The 12,145-nt window shown below is 71.7% G+C and carries 11 protein-coding genes; 7 read left to right on the plus strand and 4 right to left on the minus strand.

Annotated features, from left to right (window positions below):
* The first annotated feature begins 187 nt into the window (after positions 1 to 187).
* Both WMF44_RS08580 and WMF44_RS08585 read left to right on the plus strand, forming a co-directional pair.
* Positions 188 to 1,240 (plus strand): endonuclease/exonuclease/phosphatase family protein, encoded by a 1,053-nt coding sequence (locus tag WMF44_RS08580; RefSeq protein ID WP_437298642.1) that lies wholly within the window; start codon positions 188 to 190, stop codon positions 1,238 to 1,240.
* Entirely contained in the window at positions 1,179 to 1,583 is a 405-nt protein-coding gene (locus tag WMF44_RS08585) for a hypothetical protein (protein ID WP_437298643.1), read from the plus strand. The genes WMF44_RS08580 and WMF44_RS08585 overlap by 62 nt, the downstream gene beginning before the upstream one ends.
* Before the next feature lie 135 nt (positions 1,584 to 1,718).
* Here the strand turns inward: WMF44_RS08585 and WMF44_RS08590 are convergent, their stop codons facing one another.
* Positions 1,719 to 2,159, minus strand: coding sequence for a hypothetical protein (locus WMF44_RS08590; protein WP_437298644.1), 441 nt, complete (start codon positions 2,157 to 2,159; stop codon positions 1,719 to 1,721).
* An 835-nt stretch (positions 2,160 to 2,994) separates the two neighbouring features.
* On the opposite strand from WMF44_RS08590, the gene WMF44_RS08595 reads away from it, so the two are divergent.
* Positions 2,995 to 3,129, plus strand: coding sequence for a hypothetical protein (locus tag WMF44_RS08595; protein ID WP_437298645.1), 135 nt, complete (start codon positions 2,995 to 2,997; stop codon positions 3,127 to 3,129).
* Between the two features lie 5 nt (positions 3,130 to 3,134).
* Here the strand turns inward: WMF44_RS08595 and WMF44_RS08600 are convergent, their stop codons facing one another.
* Together WMF44_RS08600 and WMF44_RS08605 are read right to left on the minus strand one after the other, a co-directional pair.
* Positions 3,135 to 3,380, minus strand: coding sequence for a hypothetical protein (locus WMF44_RS08600; RefSeq protein WP_437298646.1), 246 nt, complete (start codon positions 3,378 to 3,380; stop codon positions 3,135 to 3,137).
* Positions 3,381 to 3,425: 45 nt separating this feature from the next.
* On the minus strand, positions 3,426 to 6,269 hold the full coding sequence (locus tag WMF44_RS08605; protein WP_437298647.1) for a CHAT domain-containing protein: 2,844 nt from the start codon (positions 6,267 to 6,269) through the stop codon (positions 3,426 to 3,428).
* A 70-nt stretch (positions 6,270 to 6,339) separates the two neighbouring features.
* Between WMF44_RS08605 and WMF44_RS08610 the strand changes: the two genes are divergently transcribed.
* The gene (locus tag WMF44_RS08610; RefSeq protein ID WP_437298648.1) at positions 6,340 to 7,194 is read left to right on the plus strand and encodes a DMT family transporter; all 855 of its coding nucleotides are present in this window, start codon (positions 6,340 to 6,342) and stop codon (positions 7,192 to 7,194) included.
* Between the two features lie 136 nt (positions 7,195 to 7,330).
* Here WMF44_RS08610 and WMF44_RS08615 read toward each other — a convergent pair whose 3' ends face one another.
* The gene (locus WMF44_RS08615) at positions 7,331 to 8,437 is read right to left on the minus strand and encodes a VWA domain-containing protein (protein ID WP_437298649.1); all 1,107 of its coding nucleotides are present in this window, start codon (positions 8,435 to 8,437) and stop codon (positions 7,331 to 7,333) included.
* 353 nt (positions 8,438 to 8,790) lie between these two features.
* On the opposite strand from WMF44_RS08615, the gene WMF44_RS08620 reads away from it, so the two are divergent.
* The 3 genes from WMF44_RS08620 to WMF44_RS08630 are packed head-to-tail and all read left to right on the plus strand — an operon-like array spanning position 8,791 to position 12,111.
* Complete coding sequence (locus WMF44_RS08620) at positions 8,791 to 9,318, plus strand: response regulator (protein ID WP_437298650.1); 528 nt, start codon at positions 8,791 to 8,793, stop codon at positions 9,316 to 9,318.
* Entirely contained in the window at positions 9,318 to 11,582 is a 2,265-nt protein-coding gene (locus tag WMF44_RS08625; RefSeq protein ID WP_437298651.1) for a chemotaxis protein CheA, read from the plus strand. Before WMF44_RS08620 ends, WMF44_RS08625 begins: the two co-directional genes overlap by 1 nt.
* Positions 11,575 to 12,111 (plus strand): chemotaxis protein CheW, encoded by a 537-nt coding sequence (locus WMF44_RS08630; RefSeq protein WP_437298652.1) that lies wholly within the window; start codon positions 11,575 to 11,577, stop codon positions 12,109 to 12,111. Before WMF44_RS08625 ends, WMF44_RS08630 begins: the two co-directional genes overlap by 8 nt.
* The last annotated feature ends 34 nt before the right edge of the window (positions 12,112 to 12,145 follow it).

Below are 12,145 nucleotides of genomic sequence, written 5' to 3' on the forward strand. Positions count from 1 at the left end.
CGTGCTGCTCGCGTTGCCTGCCTGCAGCTTGTGCGAACGTTGGGCGGGCGGAAGTTGTAGCGTTGATCGGTGGCGCCGTGCGGAGAGTTACGCATGGGCGCTCCTGTCCGGAGCGGCGCCCGAGGCGGGCTGCTGCCGCGTGGTAGTGGCTTCCCAGGGGCGGCTCCTGTATACTCCGCGTCACGCCGTGCCGGATCTCAAGATCGCTTTTGGGAACGTCAACAACCTCTTCGAACCTAGGCGAGATGACCCTCGCGCACCCGCGAGCGTGGGGGAGCGGGACGCCAAGGTCGCCAGGATTGCCCAGGTCCTGAAGAGCCTCTTCGGCGGAGAGGGGCCGGACCTTGTCGGACTGGCAGAAATCCACTCCGACGGGATCGTGAAGGAGCTCGCTCGCCAGCTCGCTATGCCCCTCCTCGTCTGGCAGCCCTGCCGGAACTCCGACTACGCGCTCACCGGGCTCGCCATCCTGGCCCGCAAGGAGCGCTTTGCTTCGCTCGACCTTGTCACCCAGTACCCACAAAGCTCCTTCTACCGTCCGCGCTACATCGTTGTCCGCTGCGTGCTCGCCGAGGGGAGCGAGCCGTTCTTCTTCGTCGTGAACCACTGGCGAAGCAGGATCCCGGTGGGCCAGTCCAAAGCCGCGGAAGCGGAGACCGATCGCCGGCATACCGCGCAGGCGCTTGCTACGTGGCTGGCGGAGAACGGCGCCGACACCTGCGCCATCGTCGTCGGGGACTTCAACGCCGAGCCCTTCGAGGCGCCGTTCGGCGAAGGCGATCTTTCTGCGACCCGGTACTTCCGCCCGCTCGTCTACCCGAGGCTCTATAACACCGCGTGGCGGTTCCTCACCGAGCCGGATTATTGCGAGGTCTCGGTCGCGCACGGGAAACAGTACCGAGCCTCGCGAGCGAGGACTACGCTCGACTACTACGACAAGGAGCGCCCGGTCTCGGTCGTGTTCGATCAGTTGCTAGTGACCGCGCGGGCGATCGCCGGAGGCCCGATCCTGCTGCAGGAGGGCACCGTCGACTATGCCTTCGACGACATCATCGGCCACCACCTACCCGATGGTGACCGGCGACCTAGCCGATGGAGCTTCATTGGAGGTGTGGCGCGCGGCGCGTCGGATCACTTCCCCCTGACCGCGAAGTTTCTCGTGCACATAGAGGCTAACCATGGACAAGGACGAGCTGAAGAAGAGGGTCGCGGAGCTGCTGAAGGAAGAGGCGGGCGATGACCTGGATCGATTCAGACAGGCGGTCCGGAAGCTCCGCGAGCTGGCTGAAGCCGTGGAGGCTTCCTTCGCGGCGGACACTGTACGGGTGCACGTCGAGGCAGGCCACCGCGTCAATTACGGGCAGCAATACAACTTCGTGGTGTACGTCGACAAAGTCCAGCTCCGGGACGTGCTGTTCCGAGCCTATGTGCCACCGGACGGCTTCCCCGTGACCCTCGACCTCTTCGACGTCGAGCGCCCCGAGTGCAACGACGTCGAGGAGCTGGAAACGAAAGTCCTCGATTTCCTCGCGCACAAAGACGTGAGGACGCGCCTCCTCGAGATCCGAGAGCTCGCCGCATGATCCGCGCAAAGCGCATGCAGACTGCGAAGAGGATTGAGCCCCAGAAGCGAGCGATATCCTCCTATGTCTCAGGGACGTTCTCGCCTCCTCAGCCTGGCAGTCATCGCTCCCGCTCACGCCGGCGCGCCGGCGCGCTCACCACGAGAAGCGCAACGTGACCTCATCCGCGTCTGGCTCGTCGAACGACCAGCCCGTCTGGGTCCCGTCGACCTGCTTGCCGATCACCTGCTCCAGCGCACGGCCGGCGAAACCGACGCACAGCGGTCCGAGGTGCTCGAACCCTGCGACCCCGGTCACGAGCAGCGTCGCCTCGTTCCGCTCGATCTGCGAGGAGTCCACCCGCAGCGTCCCGCCGACCATATCCTGCGCCCAGAAATCGGGGAACTTCCGGAGGAAGAGCCGAGCGTTCATCACCTTGAGAAGCAGCTTCATCAAGGTGTTCGCTTCCTTCTCGAAGACCGCCCGGCCGCACCTCACGACGTCCAGGTAGCTCTGCGATGGCTCGTTGTGGACCTGGACGATGCCGCGCAGCACCTCGACGTAGTAGGCGCGAGGGTACCACCCCGTGCTGGACATGGTGGCCAGCGCCCTCCTGAGCTCCTGAGAGAGCCCGTGACGAACCCGGCTGACCCCAGCCTCGTCACACAGCACGTCCGAGTAGGCTGCTGCATTGAGAATCAGAGAGCCCCGGGTCATCGGTTGTTGCATTTATGCACTCTCGCGGAAGATCTCGCTGACGCAGCAGAAGAAGAAGAAGAGAACAACGGGTCGCCTCCGTCAAGGCGGCTTGAGCGCGTGGACAAAGGAAGCCGGATTGCAACGCGAGGAAATGTGGCGCGGCGCACTGAAGTGGCCGGTCTCGCCGAGCGCGGAGAGGAAGCGGACGATGCTGCTTGGTCCGGTCACCATGGCGACGAGCTTCGTCCTGCCCTTGCAGGCTGGGCACTCGAGGACATCGAGCGCGAACGTGCGGCGCAGAAGCTTTGGCCACCGCCGATAGCCGCCTCTCGTCGCACACGAAGCCGAGGTGCCGAGGAGAATGCGTCATCTCGGGTGCCCCGCTGTCGCTCATCCCGTCTTGTGCGCGCGCATGCCCGATCCCGACAAGGATCAGACTGCCTCGATCCTGCAGGCTCGTGGTGCGATGTTGGGTTGCGCAGGAGGGCGGCGGGGAAGCACAGGAGCCGCGAAATTGTACGATAGGATACCAACGTGGGTGCGCGGGAGGGCGCCGGAGCCGCGCAGGAGGGCCGCCGTGGCCGCGTAGGAGGGCCGCGGGGGCCGCGCAGGAGGGCGCCGGAGCCGCGCAGGAGGGCCGCCGCGGCCGCGCAGGAGGGCCGCCGTGGCCGCGCAGGAGGGCCGCGGGGGCCGCGCAGGAGGGCGCCGGAGCCGCGCAGGAGGGCCGCCGTGGGTGCGCAGGAGAGCCGCGGGAGCCGCGCAGGCGCGCCGGCGGCTCGTCCGGGAGGTCCGCGCGTCGAGCCCGCGCGTCATCGACCTCCTGCGAGCCATCCTCCCGGAGATGGCGGCGTGGCTCGACGGGGGGTGATCACGTCACGGCTTGGGGGCCGGCGTGCCCGGGTTGTAGTGCACGATGATGCCGCGGTCCTTGTTGCACTTCTGGACCTTCTCGTCCCACACGCAGCCCTCCGGGCACGGCTGCACGCTGGGATCACCCGTGGGGCAGATCTCGGCCTCGCCTTCCTTGGCGGCGGGCTGCTCGGGCGCCTGCGCGCCTCCGCAGGCAGAGAGCATCCAGGCCAGGACGGGGAGCACCAGAACGATCGCCGATCGACGCATGCAGACCTCCACGAGCCCGCGATGGGTGGGCTCCGGCGTCGACGTCTACCAATTCCCAGGCCTGCGGGGCCAGCGCTTCCGCGCGGCCAGGACGAGCGCCGCGGCGAGCGCGGCGATCGCGGGCGGAGCGCTCGGGCCGCCCTCGCCGGCCGCGCAGGCGCACCCGCGCGGGCTCGCCCCCCCCACGCGCGGGAAGGCCGGCGCGACCTGCCTGCCGTCGAGCGCGGCGCCCTCGCCCGAGGTGATGAAGCCGGCCCACGCGTGCGGGTGCGGGCGCTCGCGCCGGATCTGGAGCTGCGCCGACCGCAGCGCCTCGCTGCGCCCTCCGCCGCGCGCGAGCGCCGCGTAGTACGACGTCATGAGATCCCGCGTCGCCAGGTCGCCGACCTTCCACAGGCTCATCACCTGCGTCTCCGCCCCGGCGAGCAGCAGCGCGCGGCGGAGCCCGTAGACCCCGTCGCCGCGCGGCACCTCGCCGAGGCCGGTCTCGCAGGCCGAGAGCACCACGAGCTGGGTCCCGCGGAGGTCGAGCGAGGAGATCTCGAGCGCGGTCAGGATGCCGTCGTCCTCGTCCGAGCTGCTCCGCCGCGCGTTGGCCCCGGCCAGCGCCAGGCCCGAGCGCAGGAGCGGGTTCTCGCGAAAGGCGCGGCCCTCGATCTCGGCGCCGCGCTCGGCGCCGCGGGTGCCCGCCGGATCCGCCGGAGAGCCCTGGTCCGGGAGGAAGAAGCCGTGCGTCGCGATGTGCAGCACGCGCGGCCGCTGCGCCCGCTTGAGGGCCTCCTCGGTGGCCGACGGGCCGGTCAGGACCGTCGCGCTGGCCAGCGCGCTCCGCACCGCCTCCGCCTCGCGCTCCGTGCCCGGCAGGGGCGGGAAGCGCGCCCCGGCCAGCTCGGCCGAGCGCAGCCCGCGCGTGGCGCCGTCGTCCGGCGCGAGCTCCGAGAGGCTGCCGAACGCGGGATCGGCGACGACCAGCACGCCTCCACGCGGCGCTCCGGCCCGCGGCGCCAGGGCGCCCGCGGCGCGCAGCAGATCTCGCCCGCTGGTCAGGTAGGTGAACGAGGCGCGCTCGATGAGATAGCCGCCGTCCTCGTCGACGAGCGCGGCGAACGGCACGAGGTTCAGCGCGCCGTCCGGGCTGAGGAGCAGCCAGCGCGCGGGGCCGAGGGCGCTCCGGAGCGGCTGCATCACGAGCGCGTCGAGGCGGCGCGCGCGCTCCCGGGGGTCTCGCTCCGGGTTCGAGAGGTCCCGCGAGAGCTCCGCGGCCGCCGCGTCGATGGCGGCGGCGTCGCCGAGATCCACCCCGGTGACGCCCCCGCGCCGCCCGACGACATAGGCCGCGTAGCGAGGCTTGCCCCACGTGGGCCTCACCGGCGGCCCGAACGGGTCGTGGGGCCGGTACTGGACGATCTCGACGAGCGCCGCCCCGTCCGGGATCGCCGCCTGCACGCCCTCGACGGTGATCGGCGGGTCCTTCGCGTCCGCCGGGCGCGCGGCGCGCGTCCGCGCGGCGAGCTGGAACTCGAGCCGCTGGTGCTCGGCCTCGAGCTGCTGCACCTCGCGCTGGTGCTCCTCGGCGGGGAGGTCGATCGGGCCGCGCGTGATCGCGGTGGACAGCTTCGCGTCGAGCTGCGTGAGGGCGTCGAGCAGCGCCCGGCCCTCGGCGTCGAGGCTCCGCCGCAGCGACGCGAAGCTCTCGGCGATGGCGTCGAGCGCGAGCCCCTTGCGCCGGAGGATCGACCGCAGGGCGAGCCGCGCCGCGGCCTGGTCGCGCGGGGCACCCTGGAGGTGCAGCGAGAGGGTCGCGTCGGTGTCGCGCTGGACGAGGCCCATGTAGAGGCGCTTCTGCCGCTCGGAGCCCCTCGCCAGGTTGGCCCGGGCGCTCCGGTCCTGGAGGCCGGCGGCCCGCTCGCGCGTCCGCACGGCGACGGCGGTCCGGCCCTGCGCGACGTACAGGTCCGCGAGGTGCCCCAGCGCGCGGACGATGGCCGGGTGATCCGGCGCGAAGACCCGCTCGCGGATCACCAGCGCCTGGAGGAGCAGCGCCTCCGCCGCGGGATCGCCCTTGCGGGTGGAGAGCACGCCGAGCTCCTCCAGCAGATCGGCGCGCACCGCGCTCTGCGCCGGGAGCGCGGGCTCGAGCCGCGGGCGCAGGTCGAGGAGGCGCCGCTCGGCCTCCTCGACCTGCCCGCGCCGCAAGGAGAGCTGCGCGGCGCGAAGATCCGGGATCGCGTAGGCCCACGCCGAGCCGCCGGTGGCCTCCCTGAGGATCGCGCGCATCCTGTCGAGCGCCTCCGCGAAGGAGCGCAGCGCGCGTCGCTCCAGGTACAGCCGCGCGAGCGAGTCGACGGCGTAGAACTCGCCCCAGCCGTGGAGGAGCGGCTGGGCTCGCTTCAGGAGCTCCTCGGCGCTCTGGAGGTCCCCGAGGTCCAGGTAGACGTTGGCGAGCCGGGCATAGAGCATCCCTTCGTCGTGGAAGGAGGGCTGCTCGCGCGTCAGCCCCCGCACCAGCAGCGCCTCGGCGCGCGCGTAGTCGCCGTAGCCGAGGTAGAAATGCGCGAGCTCGCCATCGAGCCCGGAGGTGCCCTCCAGCAGCGCAAAGTACCTGTCGGCGAGGGCGGCGCCCCCGGCCAGATCGTCTCTCTCGACGGCCGCTCTCCAGCGCTCGTGGGCCGCGGCGAGGGCCTCGCTCGCCGGCTCGGCGGGGCGCGGCTGCGCCGCGATCGGCGCGGGCCGGGCCGCCGAGACGAGCGCCGCCACGGCGAGCGAGAGGAGCCGCCCGCGGCTGCGTGCGCCGCGCGACGTCGGCGACCCGGGCGAGGCGCGTTCCACCGAGCGGCGGGGGCGAGGATCGACGTCGCGGTCGGCGCGCTCGGGGCGGCGGGGTGGCATCGCGGAGCAGCGTAATCTGCCCCTGCGCGCCTCGTCGACCGTTCGGCTAGGCTCGCCGCCCTCGTCGCCCATGCTCCGCTCTCGACTGATGATCCTCGCCGCCGCGGTCCTCTGGTCCACCGGAGGGGCGGCCATCAAGCTGATCTCCCTCGACGGGTGGCAGGTCGCCTCGGCCCGCGCGTTCATCGCGGCGCTCGCGCTGGGCCTGGCCATGCCGGGCGCGCGCCGCCTCCCCTCGTGGCGCACGCTCGGCGTCGCGGCGATCTACGCCGCCGTCATGGTGCTGTTCGTGCAGGCCACCAAGCTGACGACGGCGGCGAACGCGATCTTCCTGCAGTCCACCTCGCCCGTGTACGTCCTCTTGCTCAGCCCCTGGCTGCTGGGCGAGCGGCCCTCGCGCGGCGAGAGGATCGCGGCCCCCATCTTCCTCCTGGGCCTCGCGCTCTTCTTTCTGGATCGGCTCTCGGCGGGGCAGCTCCTCGGCAACGCCCTGGCGCTGCTCTCCGGGCTCGCGTTCGCGCTGTGCATCATGAGGTTCCGCGCCGCTCCGGACGACAACCCCGCGGTGCTCGTCTGGGGCAACGTCCTCGCGTGGCTCGGCGCGCTGCCGATGGCCCTGGGCGGCGCGGCCCGCCCGGGGCTCGTCGACCTCGGGCTCCTCGTGTTCCTCGGCGCGGTGCAGATCGGCGTGGCGACCGCCCTGTTCAGCCGCGGCATGCGCCACACGCCGGCCGTCGAGGCCTCGCTGCTGGTGCTCCTGGAGCCGGTGCTCAACCCCGTCTGGGCGCTCCTCCTCGTCGGGGAGCGCCCCGGGATCTGGTCGACCGTGGGCGGCGCCGTCCTCCTCGGCGCCACCGCCTGGCGGGTCCTGATGGCAGCGCGCGCCACGCCGCAGCGAGCGCCGGCGCCGAGCAGAGGAGGATGAACGTCGAGGCGTGAACGCCGGCGCGTGAACGCCGACGGGAGGGAGGAGGCTCGAGCCTGGCTGGATCAGGCCCGCCGCGGGGCGCGGCGAGCCGCTGGGACGGGGTCGCGGCCGCCCCGTGCGGCCGCGGCGCACCTCACTTCGCCTCGACCTTCACGTTGGCGTTCGCCTTGAAGCTCGCCTTCCCGCCCGCGCCGCCGCCGTCGTCGTCCGCGGGCACGGTCGCCTTCAGCTCGAACGACGGCGGGGTGTTGGGATCGCACTCCGGCGGCGGCCCGAACCCGTCGGCGTTGAACTTCCACGACAGCGACCCCGAGGCCGACGGATCCTTCCGGATCGCCTTGATCTCCACCTCGTGCTCCCCCGCGCGCGCCGGCGTGCAGTACGAGAGCAGGTAGAAGCGCTTCATGTGCGCCTCGATCTTCGCCGCGATCTTGTCGAACGACTCCTTGACCTTCGCCTGGTCCGCCGCGAGCTCGGTCCCGTCGCGCCCGATCTCGTCGAGGCGCGCCTTCTCGATCTCGGCGCCGACGCCGACGACGAAGATCTGGTAGTTCTCGTACTCTTCCTTCTTGAGCTCGTTCAGCATGTCCTCGCGGCTCACGCGGTTCGCGCGATCGGTGCCGTCCGAGAAGACGACGAGCGTGCCGAACTTGAGGGGGCGACGGTCCTTGTCGAGCTGCTTCTTGAGCTCCCGGATGCCCTCCATCACGCCGCCGTGGAGGTTCGTCGACGTGTCCTTCGGCTTGTAGCTCCGGAGCCCCTCGAGCCCGCCCTCGACAGAGCCCTGCGCCTCGGTGAACGGCACCACCGAGTGGATTTTTACCTCGCCGTCGAACGCATAGACGCCGACCTTCTGGCTCTTGCCCACCCGATCGCTGAACGACTGCGCGGCGTCGACGAGGGCGTCGGCCTGGCCCGACTCGGTGATGCTGCCGCTCATGTCGACGAGCAGCATCGTGTACATGACCGCCGCGACCTCGGGGTTCTGGATGGTCTGCTTGCTCTCGAACTTCGAGACGATCTCGCCGTCCTCGTAGATCTCGAAGTCCTCGGCCGTGAGGCCGCCCACCGGCTCGTCCTCGCCGGCATCGACGCTGAAGAACACCCAGACGTTGTTCGGCTTCTTCTGGGCGGAGTTGATCCGGGTCACCCGCAGCCCGCCGCCGCACGCCACGCTCGACAGAGCGAACAGGGCAGCGAGCAGGATCCGGAACGCTGGAGAACAAAGGAGGATTTTCACGCGCGCGATTAGCGCGCATCGGACGCCGCGATGTCAATTCGCTCCCGCAGGCGGCCCCTCCCCGCGGCCGCCCCGCCGGGCGGTCACGGCCGCACGGCCGCGCCGGCGGGGAGGGCGGGACCCCGCACCGAGGCGCTGGCCGCGCCGCGCGCGGCGGCCCCGCCCGGCCGCGCCGCGCGGCCTCGCCAGACGCGCGGCCGCCTCGCCGATCGTGCAGGGAGGCGCTCGCGCTGGTTTACTCCGGGAGGGAGACCGCCGTACATAGCCCCGTGCGCGTCGAAAACCGCGCGCGTCGCCCCCGGGCGCTCAGCGAGTTGGTCTCCCCGGGCCGATTTCCGTTACCCTGTCGCCGCATGGCACGCATCCTGATCGTCGAGGACTCGCCGGCAATGCGAGCGTACATCCGCTCGACGCTGGAGGACCGCGTGCTGGGGCTCGCGGGCGACGTCGACATCGTGGAGGCCGTGAACGGCTTCGACGCGCTCCGGCTCCTGCCGCGCGGCGCGTTCGACCTCGTGATCACCGACATCAACATGCCCGACATCAACGGGCTCGAGGTGATCCGCTTCGTCCGGCAGAGCGACCGCTACCGGCACGTCGCGATCCTCATCATCTCCACGCAGGCGACCGAGCGCGACATCCAGCGCGGGCTCCGCCTCGGCGCCGACCGCTTCCTCCCGAAGCCGTTCACGCCCGAGGCCCTGCGCGACGCGGTTGTCGCGAGCCTCGACGCGCGGGCCGCGGCGCCGCAGGCCGGCGCCTCGCCGTCCGAAGGCGGCGCCGCCGGCGTCGACGAGCGCGCTCCCGCTGCCTCCCCGCGCGCGGAGGAGCCCGCGGCCCGCACCAAGCAGCCCGGCTCCGGCGAGGGAGGCGGCGGCTGATGGTCGAGAGCGGCGATCGGGCGCGCGAAGAGTTCTTCTCGGAAGCGCAGGAGATCGTCGAGGGGCTCGGGCGCGACCTCCTCGCGCTCGACGAGGCGGTGCGGACCAACAAGGTCGACCCCGACGTCATCAACGACGTCTTCCGCGCCGTGCACACCCTGAAGGGGCTCGCCGGGCTCTTCGGCGCGACCCGGATGGCCACCCTCTCGCACGAGCTCGAGGAGCTGCTCGACAACCTCCGCCTCGGGCGCATCGAGATCAGCGCGTCGGTCCTCGACCTCCTGTTCCGCAGCGTCGAGCTCTACGGGCGCATCCTCCAGAACGAGAAGGACGGGCGCGAGGCGCCGATGCCCGAGGTCGACGACCTCCTGCGCCAGCTGCACCAGGACGCGGGCCCGAGCGCGGCCGGCCTCCCCGACGACAACTACGATCTCGATCCGGGGCTGCTCTCCGTGCTCACCGAGTACGAGGAGCACCGGCTGCGCACGAACATCGCGAGCGGGATGACCCTGTTCCGGCTCCGCGTGCAGTTCCACCTCGCCACGATCGATCAGGCCCTCGACGACCTGAAGATCACCGCGAAGCCGTACGGCGAGATCATCACCTACCTGCCGACCGGCGCGGGCGCGGATCAGGACTCGATCGAGCTCGACATCCTGATGGCCTCGCGCGCGCCGCTCGAGGAGCTCCAGCGCGCGCTGCACCAGGCCGGCGCCGCCGTCGAGGAGATCCCCCGGCGCAACAACAACGGCCACGGCCGGGTCGCGCCGCCGGGCATGCCGTCGATGTCCGCGGCGCTCCGGGGCGGCGCGCCGACCGGCGTGTCGCGGGCCGTCGACCTGACCGGCTCGATGTCGGCGGCGAGCCCGCCGTCGAGCGCGCGCGGCAACCGCAAGGGGGAGCTCAGCTCCATCCGCTCCGTCGCGCAGACGGTGCGGGTCGACATCCACAAGCTCGACCGGCTGATGAACATCGTCGGCGAGCTCGCCCTCGTCCGCTCCGCGCTCGGCCGCCTCGTCGAGCGGCTCCGCGCGGCGCCCACCGAGCGCGAGCTCTCCCTCGATCTGCACAGGCTCCAGCGGACGTTCGACAGGCACCTCGCCCAGATGCAGGCGGGCATCCTCGAGGTCCGGATGGTCCCGCTCGGGCAGGTCTTCGACAAGCTCGCGCGCGTCGTCCGCCAGATCAGCCGCGACGCCGACAAGCTCGTGAACCTCGTCATCACGGGCGCCGAGACCGAGGTCGACAAGCTCATCGTCGAGGAGCTCAGCGACCCGCTCATGCACATGATGCGCAACGCCATCGACCACGGCATCGAGTCGAAGAGCATGCGCGAGGCGGTGGGCAAGCCGGCGGTCGGCACGATCGCGCTGAACGCCTTCCAGAAGGGCAACCACGTCGTCATCGAGATCGAGGACGACGGCAAGGGCATCGACGTCGACAAGCTGCTCGACGCCGCCCTGCGCCGCGGCGTCATGACGCCGGAGGACGCGCGGACGACGAGCTACCGCGAGGTGCTGAACCTCATCTTCCAGCCGGGCATCTCGACCAAGACCGACGTCAGCGAGCTCTCGGGGCGCGGCGTCGGGATGGACGTCGTGAAGACGAACATCAGCAAGCTCGGCGGCGTCATCGACGTGCACAGCGAGCCCGGCATCGGCACCAAGATGACGGTCACGCTGCCGATCACGCTCGCGATCATCAGCGCGCTCATCGTCCGGGTCGCCGACCGGCTGTTCGCGATCCCGCTGACCAACGTGCAGGAGGCGGTCGCGCTCGACGAGGCCACGGTGCGCCAGATCGACGGCCGCGAGATGATCACGCTGCGCAACAGCACGCTCCAGCTCTGCTACCTGGCGCGGCTCTTCGGCCTGAACGAGGAGGAGGAGCTCAGCGCGCGCATCGCCGGCCTGCTCGGCGGCGCGCGCGGCGGCTCGGCGGCGCGCGCCGCGGTGGGCGGCGGGCGCCGGGGCGACGGCGGGCGCGCGACGCTCGGGCTCCAGGGGGGCAGCAAGCGCAAGTACATCGTCGTCGCGTCGGTCGGCGCGCGCAGGCTGGGCCTCGTCGTGAGCACGCTCATCGGGCAGCAGGACGTCGTGATCAAGGCGCTCGGCCCGTCGCTCTCCTCGGTGCGCGGCTTCTCCGGCGCCACCGAGCTCGGCGACCAGCGCATCGCGCTCGTCCTCGACGCCCCCGCGCTCATCGAGGAGATCCTCCACGGCGGGGACCGGCAGCGCAGCGATCCGCGGAGCACCCATGGCTAACCTCACCCGAAGGCCCGCCCGGATACCGGTCTCGAAGCGGAACTCGCGCGCGCAGGCGAGCGGCCCGCGGACCGAGTACCTCGCGTTCACGCTCGCGGGCGACACCTACGCCGCGCCCGTCTCGCTCGTGCGCGAGATCCTGAAGCCGCCCCCGCTCACCCCGGTGCCGCGCGCGCCGGACTCGACGATGGGCATCGTCAGCGTGCGCGGGCAGCTCGTCACCGTCATCGATCTGCGGCGGCGGATGCGGCTGCACGAGAGCGCGGCGCAGCGGCGGGCGCGCATCCTGCTCGTCGACGCGGCGAACGGCGAGACGCTCGGCCTCTTCGTCGACGAGGTCCAGCAGGTCTACCGGCTCGCCGACGCCGAGATCGAGCACGCCGCGACGGCGCTCGGGGGGGACGTGGCGGGCTACATCGCCGGCATCGCCCGGCCCATGCACGGGGCGAGCGCGTCGGATGGCACCCTGGGCGAGGCGCAGCCGCGCGTCATCATCCTGCTGGACCTGCAGGCCATACTCGCGTCCTAACGGACGATTCGTCCGCGCCCGGGCGGCTCGCAAG

It is taken from the genome of Sorangium sp. So ce426 (assembly GCF_051475585.1).
Lineage (GTDB): Bacteria > Myxococcota_A > Polyangia > Polyangiales > Polyangiaceae > Sorangium > Sorangium cellulosum_B.

What these genes read in the sequence shown, in the direction of transcription:
- WMF44_RS08600 (WP_437298646.1), bottom strand. Translation starts at nt 3,380, where the DNA reads ATGCGTCGATCGGCGATCGTTCTGGTGCTCCCCGTCCTGGCCTGGATG.
- WMF44_RS08610 (WP_437298648.1), top strand. Translation starts at nt 6,340, where the DNA reads ATGCTCCGCTCTCGACTGATGATCCTCGCCGCCGCGGTCCTCTGGTCC.
- WMF44_RS08585 (WP_437298643.1), top strand. Translation starts at nt 1,179, where the DNA reads ATGGACAAGGACGAGCTGAAGAAGAGGGTCGCGGAGCTGCTGAAGGAA.
- WMF44_RS08625 (WP_437298651.1), top strand. Translation starts at nt 9,318, where the DNA reads ATGGTCGAGAGCGGCGATCGGGCGCGCGAAGAGTTCTTCTCGGAAGCG.
- WMF44_RS08620 (WP_437298650.1), top strand. Translation starts at nt 8,791, where the DNA reads ATGGCACGCATCCTGATCGTCGAGGACTCGCCGGCAATGCGAGCGTAC.
- WMF44_RS08630 (WP_437298652.1), top strand. Translation starts at nt 11,575, where the DNA reads ATGGCTAACCTCACCCGAAGGCCCGCCCGGATACCGGTCTCGAAGCGG.
- WMF44_RS08590 (WP_437298644.1), bottom strand. Translation starts at nt 2,159, where the DNA reads ATGTCCAGCACGGGGTGGTACCCTCGCGCCTACTACGTCGAGGTGCTG.
- WMF44_RS08605 (WP_437298647.1), bottom strand. Translation starts at nt 6,269, where the DNA reads ATGCCACCCCGCCGCCCCGAGCGCGCCGACCGCGACGTCGATCCTCGC.